General features: G+C 56.8%; 20 protein-coding genes. 9 read left to right on the top strand and 11 right to left on the bottom strand.

What is annotated here, in order from left to right:
* Window positions 1–102: 102 nt before the first annotated feature.
* From rapZ to lptC, 7 genes are all read right to left on the bottom strand, one after another.
* Entirely contained in the window at window positions 103–981 is an 879-nt protein-coding gene (gene rapZ, locus ACZ5K9_RS08540; protein WP_464270914.1) for an RNase adapter RapZ, read from the bottom strand.
* Window positions 982–1,208: 227 nt separating this feature from the next.
* On the bottom strand, window positions 1,209–1,670 hold the full coding sequence (locus ACZ5K9_RS08535) for a PTS sugar transporter subunit IIA (RefSeq protein ID WP_464270913.1): 462 nt from the start codon (window positions 1,668–1,670) through the stop codon (window positions 1,209–1,211).
* A gap of 73 nt (window positions 1,671–1,743) precedes the next feature.
* Window positions 1,744–2,283: a ribosome hibernation-promoting factor, HPF/YfiA family gene (gene hpf / locus ACZ5K9_RS08530; RefSeq protein WP_464270912.1), complete on the bottom strand. Its 540-nt coding sequence runs from the start codon at window positions 2,281–2,283 to the stop codon at window positions 1,744–1,746.
* 53 nt (window positions 2,284–2,336) lie between these two features.
* Window positions 2,337–3,788: an RNA polymerase factor sigma-54 gene (rpoN, locus tag ACZ5K9_RS08525; RefSeq protein WP_464270911.1), complete on the bottom strand. Its 1,452-nt coding sequence runs from the start codon at window positions 3,786–3,788 to the stop codon at window positions 2,337–2,339.
* A gap of 14 nt (window positions 3,789–3,802) precedes the next feature.
* Window positions 3,803–4,537 (bottom strand): LPS export ABC transporter ATP-binding protein, encoded by a 735-nt coding sequence (lptB, locus tag ACZ5K9_RS08520; protein WP_464270910.1) that lies wholly within the window; start codon window positions 4,535–4,537, stop codon window positions 3,803–3,805.
* Window positions 4,534–5,139, bottom strand: coding sequence for a lipopolysaccharide transport periplasmic protein LptA (lptA, locus tag ACZ5K9_RS08515; RefSeq protein ID WP_464270909.1), 606 nt, complete (start codon window positions 5,137–5,139; stop codon window positions 4,534–4,536). Before lptA ends, lptB begins: the two co-directional genes overlap by 4 nt.
* The gene (gene lptC, locus ACZ5K9_RS08510) at window positions 5,136–5,723 is read right to left on the bottom strand and encodes an LPS export ABC transporter periplasmic protein LptC (protein ID WP_464270908.1); all 588 of its coding nucleotides are present in this window, start codon (window positions 5,721–5,723) and stop codon (window positions 5,136–5,138) included. Before lptC ends, lptA begins: the two co-directional genes overlap by 4 nt.
* Window positions 5,724–5,909: 186 nt before the next feature.
* On the opposite strand from lptC, the gene ACZ5K9_RS08505 reads away from it, so the two are divergent.
* Window positions 5,910–7,052: a geranylgeranyl reductase family protein gene (locus ACZ5K9_RS08505; protein WP_464270907.1), complete on the top strand. Its 1,143-nt coding sequence runs from the start codon at window positions 5,910–5,912 to the stop codon at window positions 7,050–7,052.
* Here ACZ5K9_RS08505 and ACZ5K9_RS08500 read toward each other — a convergent pair.
* The 3 genes from ACZ5K9_RS08500 to ACZ5K9_RS08490 all read right to left on the bottom strand — a co-directional run bounded on the left by ACZ5K9_RS08500 (window position 7,018) and on the right by ACZ5K9_RS08490 (window position 10,231).
* Window positions 7,018–7,584 (bottom strand): KdsC family phosphatase, encoded by a 567-nt coding sequence (locus tag ACZ5K9_RS08500; protein WP_464270906.1) that lies wholly within the window; start codon window positions 7,582–7,584, stop codon window positions 7,018–7,020. The genes ACZ5K9_RS08505 and ACZ5K9_RS08500 overlap by 35 nt on opposite strands.
* Window positions 7,585–7,649: 65 nt before the next feature.
* Window positions 7,650–8,534: a 3-deoxy-8-phosphooctulonate synthase gene (kdsA, locus tag ACZ5K9_RS08495; RefSeq protein WP_464270905.1), complete on the bottom strand. Its 885-nt coding sequence runs from the start codon at window positions 8,532–8,534 to the stop codon at window positions 7,650–7,652.
* Window positions 8,535–8,560: 26 nt separating this feature from the next.
* Complete coding sequence (locus ACZ5K9_RS08490; protein WP_464270904.1) at window positions 8,561–10,231, bottom strand: CTP synthase; 1,671 nt, start codon at window positions 10,229–10,231, stop codon at window positions 8,561–8,563.
* 279 nt (window positions 10,232–10,510) lie between these two features.
* Here ACZ5K9_RS08490 and ACZ5K9_RS08485 point away from each other — a divergent pair, with 279 nt between their 5' ends.
* The 8 genes from ACZ5K9_RS08485 to ACZ5K9_RS08450 all read left to right on the top strand — a co-directional run bounded on the left by ACZ5K9_RS08485 (window position 10,511) and on the right by ACZ5K9_RS08450 (window position 18,929).
* Window positions 10,511–11,119 carry a CBS domain-containing protein gene (locus tag ACZ5K9_RS08485; protein WP_464270903.1) on the top strand — a complete coding sequence of 203 codons (609 nt, stop codon included), beginning with the start codon at window positions 10,511–10,513 and terminating at the stop codon, window positions 11,117–11,119.
* A gap of 360 nt (window positions 11,120–11,479) precedes the next feature.
* Entirely contained in the window at window positions 11,480–13,120 is a 1,641-nt protein-coding gene (locus ACZ5K9_RS08480; RefSeq protein ID WP_464270902.1) for an acyl-CoA synthetase, read from the top strand.
* Between the two features lie 125 nt (window positions 13,121–13,245).
* A complete protein-coding gene (locus ACZ5K9_RS08475; protein WP_464270901.1) occupies window positions 13,246–14,091 on the top strand; it encodes an MBL fold metallo-hydrolase in 846 nt (281 codons plus the stop codon).
* A gap of 117 nt (window positions 14,092–14,208) precedes the next feature.
* Window positions 14,209–15,411, top strand: coding sequence for an ABC transporter substrate-binding protein (locus ACZ5K9_RS08470; protein WP_464270900.1), 1,203 nt, complete (start codon window positions 14,209–14,211; stop codon window positions 15,409–15,411).
* A gap of 197 nt (window positions 15,412–15,608) precedes the next feature.
* A complete protein-coding gene (locus ACZ5K9_RS08465) occupies window positions 15,609–16,478 on the top strand; it encodes a branched-chain amino acid ABC transporter permease (protein ID WP_464270899.1) in 870 nt (289 codons plus the stop codon).
* Window positions 16,475–17,425 carry a branched-chain amino acid ABC transporter permease gene (locus ACZ5K9_RS08460; protein ID WP_464270898.1) on the top strand — a complete coding sequence of 317 codons (951 nt, stop codon included), beginning with the start codon at window positions 16,475–16,477 and terminating at the stop codon, window positions 17,423–17,425. The genes ACZ5K9_RS08465 and ACZ5K9_RS08460 overlap by 4 nt, the downstream gene beginning before the upstream one ends.
* Window positions 17,422–18,171: an ABC transporter ATP-binding protein gene (locus tag ACZ5K9_RS08455; RefSeq protein WP_464273948.1), complete on the top strand. Its 750-nt coding sequence runs from the start codon at window positions 17,422–17,424 to the stop codon at window positions 18,169–18,171. Before ACZ5K9_RS08460 ends, ACZ5K9_RS08455 begins: the two co-directional genes overlap by 4 nt.
* Window positions 18,168–18,929, top strand: a complete 762-nt coding sequence (locus ACZ5K9_RS08450) for an ABC transporter ATP-binding protein (protein ID WP_464270897.1) — start codon at window positions 18,168–18,170, stop codon at window positions 18,927–18,929. The genes ACZ5K9_RS08455 and ACZ5K9_RS08450 overlap by 4 nt, the downstream gene beginning before the upstream one ends.
* Here the strand turns inward: ACZ5K9_RS08450 and pstB are convergent.
* Window positions 18,910–19,821 (bottom strand): phosphate ABC transporter ATP-binding protein PstB, encoded by a 912-nt coding sequence (pstB, locus tag ACZ5K9_RS08445; protein WP_464270896.1) that lies wholly within the window; start codon window positions 19,819–19,821, stop codon window positions 18,910–18,912. The genes ACZ5K9_RS08450 and pstB overlap by 20 nt on opposite strands.
* Window positions 19,822–19,832: the final 11 nt, after the last annotated feature.

The following is a 19,832-nucleotide window of genomic DNA, read 5'->3' as shown; positions in this document are numbered from 1 at the left end:
TGCCCTTTGCCTCTTCCCCGGATTTCCTTAGGATGGATCGGAACACACCCGCTGAGCCGCACCTCCCGTCCGCTCTCCACCTCTTCTCGCACGGGAAGACGCTCAGCCATCCAGGTGGACGTCCCGATGGAATAACACTGTATAATAACCTGCACGGCGCACCCTGTCAGCAAGCTGCTCGGCAATCACCACAGAACGATGTTTGCCTCCCGTACAGCCCACGGCCACCGTAAGATAGCGCTTGCCTTCCTGAACGTATTGCGGCAACAGCTTAAGCAGTAAGGTCGCGTACTCGTCCAGAAACTCCATGGCCTGCGAATGGCTCAAAACCCAATCCCGTACCGGTGTCTCACACCCGCTCAAGGGACGCAGGTCATCGACAAAATAGGGGTTGGGCAGAAACCGGACATCCATGACCATATCCGATTCCAAAGGCAAGCCGTACTTAAAGCCGAAGGACAACACCTGAACGCTCAACCGCTCCTGATCGCTCACCATGGAGTACGTGCGCGTGATCAAGGCTTTGAGTTGATGCACCGAAAAATCGCTGGTGTCGATAATACGGGTCGAACGCGCTCGCAAGGCTGCCAGCTCCTCGCGCTCCCTTTGAATTGCGGCGACCAACCGGGATTCCTGGGCACTGATGGGATGGAGGCGCCGTGTCTGGCTGAATCGCCGCTGGAGCACCTCGGTTGTCGCCTCGAAAAAGAGGATCTCCAAGGCATAGCCTTCCGACTCCACATCCCGGAAGAGTCGGTCGCTGTCACGGAGAAAACTCCGGCCTCGGATGTCAATCCCCAGGGCCACTTTCTTGAGGTCGGGTCTGTCTTGCTCGCACAGTTCCAAAAAATAGGGCAACAAGGGAACCGGCAGGTTGTCGATGCAAAAGTACCCGATGTCTTCAAAGGCCTTGATGGCCGTGCTTTTACCGGATCCGGAAAGCCCGGTGACGATGACCAGATGCGTGTCTCTTTTCGGCATTTTCCCATCCGCCTGCGGTGTCGCCTTCGACGCCTCCCGGCAGGATTTGCCCACCGTGGGACATGACGGCCGGTAACGCCCCGCCCTGAGCGGCAAAGGGGGGCGTGGCTCGGAGTTCAACGTCATGCACGTTTTACCAGGGTCGCGCTGTGTTCACGCCGATTGAGAAAGAAAAGGGGGAGTCGGGAACCTCCCCGACCCCCCACGGAGCCAGTGGAGCACAAGCGTTAAAAATCATCGTCTTCTTGCTGGATAATCGCAAAAATCTCTTCCTGGGACGTTGCAAGACCCAGACGCCGTCGGACGGTGGCACTTTTCAAAAACCGGGCGATCCTCGCCAAAGCTCTCAAATGAATGCCCGCGCAGTTTTCCGGGGCCACCAACAAGAAGAAAAGATGCGCGGGCTTGCCGTCCATGGACTCAAAATCGATCCCTCGGGTCGATCGCCCAAAAGAAACCACAAGATGATCCAGATTCTCGATTTTCCCATGCGGGATGGCGATCCCTTCGCCAATACCCGTGCTTCCCAGCTTTTCTCTCTCGAGAAGCACTTCAAGCAATCGAGACCGATCCAGCTGGGGTTTATGACGCAGCAGCGCATCTGTCAGCTCTTCCAAGACCTCTCTTTTCGTCTTTGCTTCCAGTTCGGCGATGATCGCCTCTTTCGGCAGGATATCCGCAATCTTCATCAATCCTTCGGGATCCTCCGTTAATGCCGTTTCCCCTTCGTGGACAACATTGTCTCCGTCGTGTGTCCCGGGATCATTGCACGGGTTCAATCAGTCCATAATTGCCGTCTTTGCGGCGGTACAGGACGTTGACATGCATGGTGGCTCGGTTGGTGAAAACCAAAAAATCACCGTTGGACAGGTTAAGCTGCATGACCGCTTCATCCACGTCCATGGGTTTGGCATAGAGCTGCTGCGTCGTCACCACCCGAGGTTCCAACGTTTCCTCGGCCGGCCATTCCAGGATGTTCATCATGAGCCGCTGAGCCCTCTCGGACGCGGTGGGCTTTCGGTTGCGAAGTTTTTCTTTGTACTTCTTCACCTGCCCTTCCAATTTATCCACCACCATATCAATAGCGGAGTACATATCCTCTGTTTCTTCTCTCGCGTTGATACGGACGCCGTTGGACTCAACGGTCACATCGGCAATGTGGCGGAATTTTTCCACTTGCAACACCACATTGACCTCGATGGGCTCCTCCAGGTATTTTTTGATTCTCGAGACCTTATCTTCGGCATACGTTTTGAGAGCATCCGAAGGTTCCGTGTGTCGAAACGCCACGTTAATCTGCATGAGTGGACTCCTTATGGCCGTTCATTTGTGGTCCTCGGGGTTTCTCTTGGGGATCACGTCCCCCAAAGCACGCGCTTTCTTTTGTGTGAAGGCAAAATCCCAAGCATCTCCCGATACTTGGCCACTGTTCGGCGCGCAATCCGAATGTTTTCCTTCTGCAGCAGATCCACCAAGTCTTTGTCACTGTACGGATTGGCGGGATCTTCGTCACGAATCAGCTGGCGAATGCGCTCTTTGACGCTTTCTGAAGCCACCGCCTCTCCGACAACACTGTTTATGGAACTGTTAAAGAAATATTTCAACTCAAAAATCCCCTGGGGTGTGTGCATGTATTTATTGGTTGTAACCCTGCTAATGGTGGATTCGTGCATGCCCACATCTTCCGCCACGTCGCGCAAGACCATAGGTTTGAGGTGGGCGATACCTCTTTCGAAGAATTCCCTCTGGAAATTGACAATACTTTGGGCCACCTTGTACAAAGTCCGTTGACGCTGATGGATGCTCTTGATCAGCCACGCGGCAGAACGAAGCTTGCCGTGGATGTATTCCTTAGCTTCTTCCGGCACTCCGGAATCCCGGCGCAGCGCTTCCTTGTAATAAGGGTTGACTCTCAGTTTCGGCATGCCGTCTTCGTTGAGCACCACCACGAACTCATCATCCACCTTCAGGACATAGATATCCGGGCTGACGTAGTGGACGTCTTCCTCGCTGTAGGCCCGGCCCGGCTTGGGATCGAAACTCAATATAAGTTCAACGGCCGCCTGGACCTCCTCCTTGGGGCATCGAAGCACCTTCACCAGCCCTTGGTAATTCTTATTTTCAAGGTACGGCAGGTAATCCTGGATGATCGTCTCCACAAGACCGTTGGGAACGTCAAGGTTGCGCGCTTGGATCAGCAGGCACTCCTGCAGGGTTCGGGCGGCGACCCCGGGAGGGTCAAAGGACTGGACCTTTTTGAGCACATGCTCCACGTACTCCACGGAACACCCCGTGAGCTGCGCGATCTCGTCCAGGTCGGCAAGAAGGTACCCGTCAGAGTTCAGATTTCCGATGATCTGCACGGCCACCTCACGCTCCTGCTCGGTAAAATCCGATAAACACAGCTGCCACATGAGATGGTCTTCCAAAGACGGTCTGGATGTCAGGCGCTGTTCGAAGGACGGCGGCTCCTGGTTGGGATCCCTTTCATTGGTCACCGGGGAGTACGTGCTGTAGTCTTCCAAAAAGCTTTCCCAATCAAAATCGTCGCGAACCTTTTCCGTGATTTCCACTTCATCGTAACGTTCTTCCACTCTCGCTGGTTCCGGCTCCGTCTCGTCCTTGATTTCCCCATCCTCGACGGCATCCGCCACTTCCTCCAATACCGGGTTGACCTCCAACTCCTGCTGGATCGTCTCCAGAAGTTCCAGACGCGAGAGCTGCAAGAGTTTGATGGCTTGCTGCAACTGCGGAGTTATGATCAGTTGCTGCGTCAGTTTCATGTGTTGTTTGAGTTCCAACGCCATACGTCTTCCCGTCCCTAAAGGCTGAATTCTTGTCCGAGGTAAGTTCTGCGCGCCAGTTCGCTCTGGGCGATCACTTGAGGCGGGCCCTGTTCCAGGATTCGCCCCTCATGCATGATATACGCGCGATCGCAGACTCGGAGCGTCTCTCGGACATTGTGATCGGAGATCAACACGCCGATCCCGCGGTCTCTCAAGGAACGGATCAAGCTCTGGATTTCCACGACGGCGATAGGATCAATGCCTGCAAAAGGCTCATCCAACAAAATGAAACTCGGCTGTGTCACCAAGGCTCGACTGATTTCCAATCGACGCCGTTCTCCACCCGAGAGCCTGTCCGCGCGACTTTTCCCCAAATGCTCGATCCGGAGATCGCGCAGCAAAGCGTCGAGCCTCTGTTTTCTTTCTTCCCGACCGATCTTGAGGGTCTCCATAACGGCCAGAAGATTTTCCTCAACGGTGAGTTTGCGAAACACGGAGGGTTCCTGCGGGAGATAGGTGATCCCTTTGCGCGCCCGCAGGTACATGGGATTCCGGACGATGTTATCCCCATCGAGGTAGACCGCCCCGGCATCCGGCCGAATAATGCCGATGACACTGTAAAACGTTGTGGATTTTCCCGCACCGTTAGGACCCAACAGCCCGACCACCTCTCCCTGACGGACCTCGAGACTGACCCGATCAACAACCACCCGCCCGCCGTATTGCTTGACCAGATTGTCCGTACGCAGGACGCGTCCCGATGTCGTCATGGCTTTTGCGGCGTCTCTTTGGGATGGAAAACCGCTTGGACCGGATTGCCTGCGCGGCCTTCCACCACACTTCTCTGGTCTTCTAAATAAAGGGTGATGAGATCTCCCTGGACCTTGTCCTTGCCCTGAACGAGCACAGGATCTCCCATCAGGACGATCTTCTGCTCCCGATTGAAGAGGACGGCCTTCTGCGATGTCGCCACGCGGTTCCGCTCGGAAATGACCACGTTCCCTTCCACCTCAATCCGCTCAATTTGATCCCCCGTGACTTCCCCCGAATCCTTCGCCGCCCCTTTACCCTTTTCAGCGGCATAGACGGTGAGTTTCTGTCCCGTGATGGTCATGGAACCTTGCTGCACCGTGACATGACCCTCAAAGACCACCGTCCGGGTCTTTTGATCCGCCACCATCCGATCACTGGCAATCTGGATGGGCTTGGCCGCTTCTTGCCCGGAACGCAGCGCAGCGGGACCCTGGCTCTGGGCGGCAACGCCGCACAGCCCACCCATCAAGAGCGTCATGCAGCATGCCATCATGAGATGGTTCAAGCTTTTCCGTGCACTCCCCGGGAAAATCCGGATCACCCCATCGAAACCCTTCATGATCCTCCAGTCCGGTTCCAGAAGGAGCCGCGCACCTGAGCCCGCACGCCACCCTCCACATAGACAATGGAAGTCGACAGATCATAGTGCCACTGTCGGCCTTGGAGATCCACCTGAGGCCCGACAAAGCGCACAGGCGACAACGACCGGATTTGCTGGCTGTTGTGCTCGTAATAAACCTTGTCGGTCTGCACCTCATAACCCTCCGGGGCACGGGCCGTCACACGCCCCCACAGTTCAATGTCTTTGCGGCCGGTGTGCAGCAGGCCGTGGTCACTCACCAGGTGCACTTCGCGATCGCCTTCCAAAAAAAGGGTCAAATCGACTTGAGTCAAAAGGGTCTTTTGTTCACCTTCGTAGTATTTCGCCTCATGGGCTTTGATGCGCCATAAGGGCTTTCCCTGTTGCACCTCGGTGTAGTCCATGTCCGTCAACCGGATGTCCGAATCCACAGACGCCAGTGCGGAATTTCCTTCCGCCGACTTCTCCCTCTTGGTTTTCAGCACGGCATGGGAAAAGACCGCCGCAACTCCCACGGCCACCACCAAGAGCAGCCAGCATACGACCTTTCCGCTCCTTGTCATGGAGCGCTCCACTCCTTTCTCCGTTCCTCAAACTTCTTAGGGTATTTAACACGCGCTCTTTTGCACTGTAAAGGATCATACCCCATGCCCAGCCATTGACAGGCCCGCTTTTTGCCTTTACGAATCTAAGCTGTTGGTGAGGATCCCAAGAACGGGCCCATTCAAGATCGCACGATACGGTTCAAGATGACAGCGGATTGCTTGGTTGTGGGTGCCGGACCTGCGGGAGCCGCTGCCGCCCGCATGGCAGCCCGGCATGGTTTGCACACCCTATGCCTCGAAAAAGAGCTCTTTCTTCGACAGAAGCCCTGCGGCGGGGCTCTGTCCATGAACGGCGTCAGAGCCCTTGGGTTTCCTCTGCCCGACACCGCCGTCGACGGCTTCATTTACGGCATCCGAGCCCTCTGCGGCTCCCGTAGCGTGGAGGCTCGTCTTCCCCACCCCATCGCCATCCTGGTGCGCCGCGAAATCTTTGACCATCTCCTCTTGGAAAAGGCGCGGGAAGCCGGGGCCACAATCCGGATGGAAGAAAAAGTCGTGGGGCTGGAGGAAACCGAGCACGAGGTCACCGTGAAAACCACCCGGGGGCAATACCGGAGCCGATATGTGGTGCTCGCTTATGGCGCCACCGGCCTTCTTTCCAAGCGCCTGCCCGGCCCAGGAAGTGAAGGAATGCGGTGGAAAGCCGTGACTCGCCGCTACGACGCTTCTCAGGAATGGCTTTCCCCCAGAAAAACAAAGGACCTCCTGGAATTTTACTTTGATGCCCATCCGCAAGGATACGGCTGGGTGTTCCCCCTTCGAGACGCTTATTCCATCGGTGTGGGCGGCCTTCACCGCGGTCATTCTTCCACGGCGAAAGCCTTCGCCGATTTTGTGCGAAGAATCGGAGGTCCCGAGGAGAGGCGTTATCATGGCAGCGCCATCCCCTGCCGCGGCATCGCACCCGTCCTCGGCACACGGCGGATCCTCTATGCGGGAGATGCAGGCAGCTTCGGAGAGGCTTTCTCTGGAGAGGGCATTTACTATGCCATACGATCGGGGCAAATCGCCGCGGCCACCATCACTGATGCTCTTCGGGGAAACCTGAGGCATCCCCTCCACCAGGTCTACCGATCCCGATGCCTCGAAGCCATGGGGGACAACCTGCAATATGCCGCGCTTTTTGCTCGGTGGGTCTATCGATTCCCGGGATTCTTCGTCGCTCTTTTTTCCCGCAGGCCCCAATGGGCCCAGGATTTCCTCGGCATCCCGCTGGGACGCACCACTTACAAGGCGTTTCTGCGAAAACGCCTTAGCCTAGGTCTTCTTGGAAATAGCGGGCGGTGACACTCTCCCATAGACCCTGGACTTGCAGAATCAGTTCACAAAGTTCCCGTGCGGCCCCCTTGCCCCCTGGGCGGCTGGTCACGTAATGCGCAAAAGGCTTTACGTGTTCCACAGCATCGGGAACACACACGGCGAAACCCACGCGGCGCATGACCGGAATATCGATGAGATCATCACCTACATAGGCTATGTTCCGGTCATCCAACCCGGTGGAGGTCTTGATTTTTTCATAGGCTTCCACCTTGCGGTGGATGCCTTGGTAGACATGGTCGATCCCCAAACCTTTCGCCCGGTGCTCCACGGAAGCGCAATAGCGCCCGGAAATCAGCGCAATCTGCAACCCCGCGCGCTGCAATAGCTTCATCCCATGACCGTCTTTGACATCGAAGGTCTTGGATTCCGAGCCGTCATCGTGGATCGTGATTCCGCCGTCGGTGAGCACACCGTCGACATCGAAGATGACCAGACGCACGGGAAGAATGCGCTGCTTGAGCCCATCGTCCACTGGATTGGAAGCGGCTCCGTGTTTCATCCTGCCCCCTTGGGTATGTGGAGGTCTCACACTCTCAGACTGTGACCAGCCTCTTAAAGAAGTGGTTAACAGACTCTTGGCCCCCCCGGCGGGGAAGCGGTCTCCTCCTGAAGAAGAAACGGATGCTTCCGGGTCACCTGGTAAAGGTCTTTGAGCGCCGAGAGGATACCCCGCGCCTCGCGAAGAGGTACGGCATTGGGACCGTCACACAACGCTTTGTCCGGATCCTCGTGGACCTCCATGAAAATGCCGTCCGCTCCCGCCGCCACGGCTGCCCGAGCCAGGCTTTCCACAAAACGGCGCTCTCCACCCGAGGCTGTGCCCTGCCCGCCGGGAATCTGTACACTGTGCGTGGCATCAAAAACCAAAGGATACGGGGACCGGCTGAGGAGAAACACGGAGCGCATGTCCACCACTAGGGCATTGTATCCAAAACAGGTCCCTCGTTCTGTGATGAAAATTTGTCGGTTACCCGCACTTTCCGCTTTCTGCACAACCTGAAACATGTCCCAAGGGGCCAGGAACTGCGCCTTTTTCAGGTTGACGGGTTTGCCCGTCCTTGCGGCCGCCACCACCAGGTCCGTCTGGCGGGCAAGAAAAGCGGGGATCTGAAGCACATCCACCACCTGGGCCACCGGAGCCGTTTCCTCCACTGAGTGGACATCGGTGATCACCGGCACCCCGATTTCAGACCGGACCCGTTCCAGAATCTTGAGCCCTTCCGTCATCCCCGGACCCCGATAGGAATGAATGGAGGTTCGGTTGGCTTTGTCGTAAGAGCTTTTGAAGATGTAAGGGATTTCTAATTCCCGGCAGATTTGAGCCAACGTGGAGGCCACACGCAACGCCAGGTCTTCGCTTTCTAAAACGCATGGCCCGGCGATGACAAAGAATCGCTCCTTCCCGAAAGGAAGGCCGCCGATCCAGATGGGAGACACCTTCTCGTCCACAAAGGTCACTCTCTTTCCCGCAGCCTTTAGGCGGAGTTCTGACCCTTCGCCCCAGCAGATTTCTTCTCGAAAAACTCCAAACTTTTCCTGACGAACGCCTGAAAGAGCGGATGGGGATCCATGGGTCTGGACTTGAACTCCGGATGAAACTGACAGCCTAGGAACCACGGATGATCCGGAAGTTCGATGATCTCCACCAGATTGCGGTCCGGCGACAAGCCGGTGAACCGCATCCCGGCCCGGCCCAAGATCTCCCGATACTCGTTGTTGAATTCATAACGGTGCCGATGCCGCTCCGAGATCTCCATCTTTTGGTACGCCTGATGGGCGAAGCTCCCCGGCTCCAGCAGACACGGATACGCCCCGAGACGCATGGTCCCGCCCAGATCGGAGTCTTCATGTCGGCGCACCAGTTTGTTGTTCTTGTAGTCGAACCACTCCCTCATGAGAAAAATCACCGGATGAGGTGTGTGTTTGTCGATTTCCATGCTGTGCGCCCCTTCCAAGCCGGCCACGTTGCGGGCAAACTCCACAACGGCCATCTGCATGCCAAGGCAAATCCCAAAAAACGGCACCTTATGTTCTCGGGCGTAACGGATGGCTTTGATTTTTCCTTCGATCCCCCTAGAACCAAACCCCCCGGGCACAAGGATGCCATCGGCCTCATGCAGCAGCGCTTCCCCACCGGTGCGCTCCACCATCTCCGAATCGATATAGTTCAAGTGCACGCGCGCGTCGTTGGCCGCCCCGCCGTGCGCCAAAGCTTCGTTCAGGCTCTTGTACGATTCCCGCAGATCGATGTACTTGCCCACCACGGCAATGGTCACTTCCCGGGATGGGTTCTTCATGCGCCGAATCAACTCCCTCCACTCGTCCAACTGAGGAGCTCGAGTCCAAATGTTCAGTTTTTTTAGGATCTTCTCGTCAAGTCCCTCTTCGTGGAAACACAGAGGCACCTCATAGATACAATCCACATCGATGGCTGTAATGACGGCATCGGGTTCCACGTTACAGAAATGACCAATTTTCGCCTTGATATCTTTGGACAGAGGAAGTTCGGTGCGACACAGAAGGATATCCGGCTGGATGCCGATGCCGCGCAATTCTTTGACGCTGTGCTGCGTCGGCTTTGTTTTGACTTCACCGGCAGCTTTGACATACGGCACCAGAGTCACATGGATATACAAAGCGTTTTCCCGGCCAACATCGATGCGGAACTGCCGGATGGCCTCAAGAAAAGGAAGACTTTCGATATCACCGACGGTCCCCCCGATTTCCACGATGACCAAATCCACGCCGTCGGCGACTTGGCGGATGCACGTTTTGATCTCGTCTGTGACATGGGGGATCACCTGAACCGTCCCCCCAAGATAGTCCCCCCGTCGTTCCTTGGTGATCACGCTGTAGTAAATGCTTCCCGAAGTGTAATTGTTGCGTTTGCCCATACGCGCGTGGGTGAAGCGTTCGTAGTGGCCGAGATCCAAATCCGTCTCGGCCCCGTCGTCCGTGACGTACACTTCGCCATGCTGGAAAGGATTCATGGTTCCTGGGTCCACGTTAATGTAAGGATCCAGCTTCTGGAGGGTGACCCGGAGTCCTCGACTTTCCATAAGCGCCCCGATGGAGGCGGCCGCAAGCCCCTTGCCCAAGGAGGACAGCACCCCGCCGGTGATAAAAATGTATTTGGGGTCTCTCAAAGTCCTCTTTCCTTTCTTTTTTTCTTCCGCCAACAGCTCAAGAGCCCTTAGTGCTCCCGCTTTTTTCATCAATTGTCGCCCAGTATATCGGAAGGTCATTTCAAGTCAACGCAGGGTCTCTATGAGGACTCCAAACTATGTACGATTTTTCTCTTGCAATCCTGAGGCACTTTTCTTAGGCTTTGCTGCGAAGGGGACCCCAAGTGGGGCATGCCCACCACCGCAGCGCACAGTGCATCAATCAACAAGCCTTTTCACCTTGATCGGTAGGTTCCGAGGATGATCGTTCGCCACTGGATGACTACGGATGTGGTGACCACAACCAAGGAAGCATCCGTCCAGGATGCTTTGAAGCTCATGAAGCGCCACTCCATCCGACATCTCCCGGTGGTCCAATCCGACGGCACTTTGGTCGGCTGGGTGACCGACGCCGACCTGCGCAGCGTCCTCATCGCCTCGATGCTGGAAGAGCTTTCTGTCGAGGATGTCATGGTGCGGCACCCCATCACGGTGGGCCCGAACGATTCCTTGGAGACAGCGGCCCAGTTGACTTTGAGAAACCGCATCGGCGGCCTTCCGGTCGTGGACGAGGGAAAACTCGTCGGCGTGATCACCGTGGTGGATATGCTGTCGGCTTTGATTTCCATGTTGGGACTCATGCAAAGTTCCAGCCGCTTGGATGTGAAGCTGATGGGGCCGAAGCAGTCGTTGGACAGCGTCACCCGGTTGCTCCAAGACAAGGGCGCGGAAATTATCAGCGTGTGCTATGTGCAACCCACGGATGCCGACGAAGCCGTTTATTCCTTTCGTCTCAAGAAATGCCCCATGGAACCCATCATTGGATCCTTGAAGGAGGAAGGCATCGAAGTCGTCTCGGCGGAAGCGTAAAGACAGACCTGTCAAAAACAGCACCGGTGAAGCCCACGATCTGATCCACCATCCATAGACGGTGCGCCATCCATCGGCACGGGAAACCTCCCGCGGGGAAAAGCTCCTTTTCCAGTCCTTTCACATGTGCTCCTCTGCCACGGGCTTTACCTACCACACCACGGATCAAGGTCCGTCAGTGTGTCAACGCTGAGAATCTCTCTCGGCGGGGATACCTTTTCTTCTCTCTTGTGAAGTGATCATTGCGGCAAAGGAGGTGATGCACAGCACGGCTCCACGCCCTTGGAAAGGCAATTTGATGCCGAGCGGACGCCCCGCGTTGGCATCCATGTGCAACGAGCAGGTCAAGGAGGAATGAGCATGGCGAAAATACCGGAAAATTATCTCCCCCCAAAAGACATGTGGCCCGAGTACATCGTGCCGGAGGAATTTGCCGACACCCCCATGGAACTCAATCTTGCCGACTACCTGTTGGACAGGCATGTGCGCGAAGGGCGGGGAGACAACATTGCCATCAAATTCATGGACAAGCAGTTCACCTACGCCCAGCTCCAGCAAATGGTCAACAAATTCGGCAACGCTTTGAAAGCCGCCGGCGCAGAACCCCAAGATCGCATCGGTATCCGTCTTGTCAATTCGCCACAAGCGCTTGTGACCATCTTCGCCATTGAAAAAATCGGGGCCATCCCTATTCCCACGTCTCCTTTATGGTCGAAGGAAGAAGTGGCCTTTGTCGTCAACAACGCGGAGATGAAGTTCTTCGTGGTCAACGCCCCGCTCATGGGCCCTGTGGAAGAGGCCAAGCACGATTTCGAATACGGCACGAAGGTTATCGTGATCGGCGGGAACCCCGATGAAGTGAAATCTCAAGGGCATCTGGTTTACGAGGAGATGCTGCAGCAGGGGTCCCCCGATCTCCAGCCGACCATGCTCAAAGCCAATGACATCGGGGTCATCCTCTATACGTCGGGCACCACGGGAATGCCTAAAGGCTGCGTGCATTTCGTCCGGCCTGTCATTATCGAAACCCGGCTGGTCAACAAATATGTTTACAATTTGAAGCCTGGTGACATTTTGGGCGGCGCGGCCCCGGTTTCCTTCGCCGCCGGCTTCGGCACATTCACCCTAATCCCCTTCGAGGGCGGGGCGGGCATTTCGCTTTTGCCCAAATTCGCGCCGGCCGACATGATGGAACTTATCGGAAAGCACAAGATCACGGTGCTCACAGGACTTCCCACAGCCTACCGGGCCTTGATGAAGTTCCCTGACTTCAAGAAGTACGATTTCAGCAGTGTCCGCCTGTGCACATCCGGCGGCGACGCCCTGGGAGCGGAGACGCTGGAAGGCTGGACAAAGCTCACAGGGCAGCCCATCTGGGAAGGGCTAGGCGGCACGGAAATGCTGCACCTCCTGACCTCCAATACATTGAATCCCGAACCCGTTCCCAATTCCATCGGCAAGCCTTTGCCCGGTGTTTTGGTCCGCGTGGTGGATGCGGAGTGGAACGACTGCAAACCCAACGAAGTGGGCAGCATGATCATTAAAGGACCGTCGGGGACCCTCTACTGGAAGCCCTACGTGGATGGAGAGCGGTTGCTCAAATCCCAGCAGAAGGGTGTCAAGAACGGCTGGAACCAGATGGGCGACGCGGTCTTCATGCGCGAGGACGGCAACATCTTCTTTGTCTCCCGCGAAGACGACATGATCAAGAGCTCGGGTTACCGGATCGGCCCTGCAGAAGTGGAAGAGGCCATCCTCAAGCACCCGGCTGTGGCCGATGCGGGCGTCATCGGCGTGCCCGATCCGGAAAAGGGCCAAGTCACCAAGGCGTTCATCGTCATGAAGCCGGGCTACGAAGGCAATGACGCCTTTTTTGAAGAGCTGAAGGAGTTCTTGAAACAGCACATCGCGGTGTACAAACTGCCTCGGTTGGTGGAATTCGTCGATTCGTTGCCGAGAACCCCCACCGGAAAGCTTCTGCGGCGGATGCTGAGGAAATAGCCTTCCTGCAGTGCGTGGAACTCGATGAGGCGGCATAGACTCTATGCCGCCTCATCCTTTTGGGCTAGACTGTTTTTTAGGTGCAGGCATCCACCGCGGGCTTTCATCGAAGAAAGGAGTGGGCCATGGGATACAAAGTCACCGTGCTGTGTGAAAACACCGTTCCCGTTCCCGGACTTATTGGAGAACACGGCTTTGCGGCCTATGTCGAAGCTCCCGAAGCTGTACTTCTTTTTGACACCGGCCAAGGCTTCGGGCTGATTCAAAATTCCCTGCGACTGAAAAAAGATCTCTCCAAAGTGGAAAAGCTCGTGCTCAGTCACGGCCATTTTGACCACACGGGTGGAATGTTATCGTTCCTCGGTGTCCGCGGCCCCTGCCCGGTGGTCGCCCACCCGGATGTCCTTTTGGAACGGTTCCGCTATATGCTTGTCGGCCCCGTAGAGAGGCCGGTTTCCATCGGGATGCCGTGGCGGGAAGCTTATCTGTCAACCCGAGGGGCCCAATTCCAGTGGACGGACACTTTCACGGAAATCGCTCCCAATGTCTTTGTTTCGGGAGAAGTCCCTCGGCGCACCGATTTCGAAACGGGTGACCCCAAGTTTGTCATCCAATCCAACGGGCAATGGACTCCGGACCCGTTTCGAGACGATTACTCCCTCGCCCTGAAGACCCCCAAAGGCCTTGTGGTCATCCTGGGGTGCGCCCACGCCGGACTGATCAACATCTTGGAACATCTGACCAGCCAATCCGGGGAAAGCCGCGTCTACGCGGTGCTCGGAGGAACCCACTTGGGTTTTTCGCCGGCGGACCAATTGGAAAATACCATGCAGGCCATGAAAAAGTTCGATATCCAAATTCTCGCGGTCAGTCACTGTACGGGGCAGGGGCCCATCGCTCGGTTGTCGGCGGAATTCGGTCCCCGTTTTGCCTTTGCTCCCGTTGGGTATGTGCTTGAAGTGGAAGGCTGAGATCGCGGAATGAAACGATCTTGCCCCTGTTCCCCCTATGGCATATGGTGTGTGCGGGAAAGGGGCAGGACACTTGACGGAAAGACAGCCCAAAGCCACTTGGGAGGAGGGGGGGCGATGTCTGGGGCACGGCTTTTTATCCTGGGCCTCATTGCAGGGATCGTGGGACTCTCGGCTGCTCACAACGGATGGACGTCAAGTCCAGTGCGCCTGGGTGCTATCAATCCCCTTACGGGCAAGCTGGCCAATCACGGACAGGAAATCTTGAGTGGCATTGAATACGCCGTGGAGGAAATCAATCGAAGCGGCGGGATTGCCGGGCGTGACGTCCAACTCTTGTCCCGGGATGACCAAAGCCAGCCCGAAACGGCTCTCAACCAGGTTCAGGACTTGATCTATCGGGAAAAAGTCATCGCCCTGACCGGCGGCTATGTGGATTCCCTCGTCGGACCCATCAGCCAGCTCGCTCTGAAAGCCCGAATCCCCTACGTGGCTTCGGCAAGCCTTCAGAAAGACCTGACACTTCAAGGGAAAAATCCTTTCTTCTTCCGAATCGCGCATCTCGACGGGGTCACCGAGCCCCTGTGCGGGTTTCTTCCTGAAATCGTGCCCGAGAAGAGAGTGGCGATACTCCATGCGGCCACACCCGGAGCCACAGAATTTTCGCAAACCCTCTTCCGGTGTCTTAAGCGTGCGGGCCTCGAGCTGGCGCTTGTTGAGAAGTTTCGGCCGGGAACCCCGGATTTTGCGCCGTTTCTTGTCAAAATGCGATCGCTTCACGTGGAAGTGCTCATCAGTGCCGGCTTCTTCCCGGATCACCTGATTTTGGTCCGACAGATCCGTGAGCAAAACCTACCCCTCATCGCCTATATCGGCCCGTGGGGCGTCGCTTATCCGGAATTCATCCAACAGATGGGCCAAGCCGCGGAAAACCTCCTGGGCCTCAGCGCATGGCAGCCGGATTTCCCGGTCCCTGGAACGGAAGAGGCATCCCGGCTTTTCACAGAAAAGTTTCGTGAAAAATACGGCCGCGAACCCACATCCACAGTGATGCACGGCTACACATCGGCCCGGGTGCTCCTTGAAGCTATACGAACCGTTGCGGCGCAAGGCGCTCCTCTGGACGGACCCCACATTGCGGAAGCCTTGAGAGCCACTGACCTCACGCTGCCCATGGAGCGTGTTCAATTTGACGCCAAAGGCGATCCGCTCCATTATCGCCAGGTTGTCGTCCAAATCCAAAACGGTCGCCTTGTGCCGATTTTCCCGGCGGAGCGTGCTCAAGGCACGTGGATGCCCATGACCGGACCATTGCCCTAGAAGCCGCTTGGATCATGGATTTTGACCGGCTTCTTGGGATACTTGTCCGGACCAGTATGGCAAGACGCTCCGTTACGAGCGCATTGGGCCGGGAGGACAACCTCCTCCCGAGACCTCAGGAACCGGATGGACGACTCATGCAGGATCCGGCAGCCACTCATCCTCAAGGAGACTCCTAGTCGGGCGAACGATCGATCATGTGGGCCCAGTTTCTCATCGGCGTCTTGTCCCTCGGTTTTTTCTACACCCTCACGGCTCTTGGGTTTTCGCTGATTTTTGGCGTCACTCACGCGTTTAACCTCGCCCACGGAGAACTGGTCGTCCTCAGTGGTTATTTGGCCTACGCGCTCATGAAAACCTACGGCCTGGACTTTTGGATGACGCTTCCCTTGTGCATGCTGAGCCTCAGCGCCGTTCTCCTGGGCATGCATCGCGTGCTCAAAAAAGTGGGTGAACCCTTCGAACTCAATTCACTCGTCCTCACCTTCGGCATGGCCCTCATCGTGCAAAACGTGATGCTGTTTTTCTTCAGTGCCGACTACCGTCTCATTCCCTCTGGAGGAGGCCCCGTACTCAGCATTTCCCCTGGGGCTTACGTCACCGCAACCCACCTGTGGAGTTTTTTCCTGTCGTCGACGGCTACCGCCGCCGTTTTTCTACTGCTGCACCGAACTTTTCTGGGCAAAGCGCTGCGGGCCACCATTCAGGGCCGAGAGGCAGCCCGCTTGGCGGGAATTCATGTGGATCGGATTAAAGGGGTAGCGTTTGCCATCGGCGGCCTGCTTATCGGTCTGGCCGGACCGATCTTTGGACGACTCGCCTATTTGCATCCAGCCGGCGGTATGGAAGCCACTATGATTGCCGTCGTGATCACGATTTTTGCCGGCGCGGGGCATATTCGAAGTCTATTGCTGGGAGCTTGTGTGTTAGCGGCTTTGGAGTCCAGTGCGGCGCTGGTACTGGGGACGAACTGGCGGGAGTTGGTGAGCGCTCTGATCTTGATCGTTTTGCTATTGTGGAAACCTCACGGATTGCTGGTGGGGAAGAGGTCGGCCCCGGAACTGTGAGACACGTGTCCTTCCCTTTTTCTCTGATCTTCTGGGCGGTGATTCTGGTGCTGGTGGCCTGGCCGATAGCGACGCCCCACCCGGAATTGATCTGCCGAGTGTTCATGATGGCTTTTCTTTATGCCGTCGTGGCCATGGCTTGGAATCTAACAGCCTTGAGCGGGCTCATTTCCTTGGGCCATGCCGCGTTCTTCGGCATTGGGGCCTATGGGGTCGCGTTGATGGATCACTATGGAGGGGGAAAGATCGTCTGGACGCTCACGGCAGGGGCCGTCGGCGCCGCCGCATACGGGGCGTTATGCGCCGCCGTGTTCCGAAATCTTCGAGGGGCCACTTTTGCCCTGGTATCCCTCGCCGCTGTGGAAATCCCCAAGGCCGTCGCCGACAATTGGGAATCCGTCACCCATGGGTCCCTTGGAATTGTGGGGATTCGTCCGTTGCCCACTATCCATGTCTTTGGACTGCCTATAGACTTTGCCTCAAGTATCACCACTCAATACTACACTCTCTTTGCGGTCTTTCTGGCTGGCACATGGATTCACCACCAGGCCATTCACTCGCGATGGGGCTGGGCCCTGCGCGCTGTGAGAGAAGATGAGCAGGCGGCGGGTGTTCTTGGAGTCCCGGTGTACGCGGTGCAATGGAGCGCCATAACCTTCAGCGCTTTGCTCACCGGCCTGTGCGGGGGGCTCTACGCCCACCTGCACGGTTTTGTGGAACCTCCGGTCGTTTTCAGCACCCACCTCTCCGCCATGCCGCTGGTGCTGACCATTTTGGGCGGTCGATTCCGCTGGTACGGTCCCGCCCTGGGCACCCTTGTCCTTTATCCTCTGGACCAACTCGTCCTGCATCCCGTATTGCCGGCGGGACATGCCGCCGTCTACGGCCTTGTGATCGTCGCTGCCGTGCTCTTCTTCCCCAAAGGGCTGGGACTGTGGAAAAAATGAAGCGGCTTTTGGAAATTCATCGACTCGGCGTGCGTTTGGGAGGGCGCACCGTCTTGAAAGATGTCAGTTTTTCGGTACACCCAGGAGAGATCGTCAGTCTGATTGGGCCGAACGGGGCAGGAAAAACGACGCTTTTCAATGTCATCTCCGGCCTGGTTCAAGCTTCATGGGGAGATGTCCTGTTTCAGGGTCGTCCGATCACAGGATGGCCGCCCCACAAGGTGTGCCGGGCGGGCATTGGCCGCACATTTCAGATTTCCCGCCCATTCCCCGAAATGACCGCAGAAGAAAACGTGCTCATCGGCATCTGGTTCGGCAAAGGCCGTCCCGAACCGCAAAGACGTCTTTCGGACAAAGATCGAGCGGACGCATGGCTCGACCTGGTCGGACTCGGGGACAAGCGACACACTCTGGGAAAAGAACTGACCCTTTCAGAACAAAGGCGTCTTGAGGTGGCACGGGCCTTGGCCACACGCCCCACACTGCTGCTCTTGGATGAAATCGCCGCGGGTCTCAGTCCCCACGCAGTCAACCAGGCTGCTCAGCTGGTGCTGTCGCTTCGGGAACGCGGGATGACCATTCTGCTGGTGGATCATTTCCTGAACCTCACGGCGCGCGTCTCCGATCGACTGGTGGCCTTGGACCAAGGAGAGAAAATCGTGGAAGGCCCGCCGCACCAAGTGCTCCATCATCCGGAAGTCCTGTCGGCGTATCTCGGTGAGCGAGAGCCTTCGGAAGAGGCATGAAGTCCATGGTGCTTGGAGAAAACGACCTTCCTTTGCTCGATGTCCGGAATCTCTCCGCCTCCATCGGATCCACCCCGGTCCTTGAGGACGTCTCCTTTTCCGTTTGGTCCGAGCAGATCGTGGCCATGGTCGGACCGAACGGCGCCGGAAAAACCACCATTCTCAAGGCCGTCGCCGGCATGATCCGGCCGGTACTCGGCGAAATTTTCTACGCCGGCGTACGCACGGAGACCTTGGACGTGGCCGACATCGTGAGGTTGGGGATGGTCTACGTCCCCGAGGGGATGAGTGTGTTCCCGGAGATGACCGTGTTGGAAAACCTGGAGGTCGGGGGCTACCTGCACCGCCACCGGATTGAGGAAAGGCTGCGGCTCGTCTTTTGTCTTTTCCCCGAGCTGGAAGAAAAAAAACGCCACAGGGCCGGGACCCTGAGCGGCGGAGAGAAGCGGATGGTGACTCTTGGCAGGGGACTGATGGCGGGTGCCCGACTGCTGCTCCTAGACGACCCTTTTCTCGGGCTCAGCCCCAAAGTCGTGCGCCGCTTTTGCAGCGCGTTTCAAAAACTTCGGAAGAGCGGCCTCACCTTGCTCATAGCCGGCCAGCATGTGCGCCGAATCCTCCGCGTCGCCGACATCGCTTTTCTTATCGAGGACGGGTCCGTGACCTTGACCGGTCCAGGTCCGGAAATCCTCCGCCACCATCATGTCATTCAAATCCTTTTCGGAGAATCCCAAGACGTTATCCAAAGCGACCTGTGATGTAGTCTTCCGTCAATCGGTGGCGGGGTCGGGTGAAAATCCGGTCCGTTGAACCCACCTCAATGAGATCGCCCATGTGGAAAAACGCCGTCCTTTGGGACACCCGGGCAGCCTGCTGCATAGAGTGGGTCACTATGACAATGCTGTACTGCTCTCTCAGCTCGTGGATCAAGTCTTCGATGCGGGCGGTGGCGATGGGATCCAGGGCAGAACATGGCTCGTCCATGAGAATCACTTCCGGGTTCACCGCAATGGCACGTGCGATACACAACCTCTGCTGCTGCCCTCCGGAAAGGCTCGTTCCCGATTGGTTGAGACGATCCTTCACTTCGTCCCACAAGCCTGCTTTCCTGAGGGAGGTCTCCACGATCTCATCGAGTTCATCCCGGGTTTGGGCCAAGCCATGAATTTTGGGACCGTAGGCCACATTGTCATAAATGGACTTGGGGAACGGGTTGGGCTTCTGAAAAACCATGCCCACCTGGGCGCGGAGCAGAACCACGTCCAACGCCGGATCGTAAATGTCTTGCCCATCCAAGGTGATGGTCCCCGTCACACGGCACCCTTCAATGGTGTCGTTCATCCGGTTGAGGCATCTCAAGAAGGTGGATTTCCCGCACCCCGACGGCCCGATCATGGCCAGGACCTCGTTGCGGCCAATGTCGATGGACACGTTCCGAATGGCCTGTTTTTCGCCATAGAAGACATTTACGCCACGGCACGTCATACGAGGGTCGGCCACATGGATGTCCCCGACGGTTTTGTCAGGAAGCTCCGGGGGCTTCTGTTTCCGATGCTCGTCGTACGCCACCACTTGCCGATCCCCCTGTACCGGGCTTCTCGCGCCCTTCAGGTTTTTGGTGCTCACGAAGAATTCCATGATATGTTCCATACGCTTTCCAC

The organism is Desulfosoma profundi (assembly GCF_055387865.1).
Note: the sequence above shows the minus strand (reverse complement) of the source record. Positions and strands in the feature narration are given on the sequence as shown.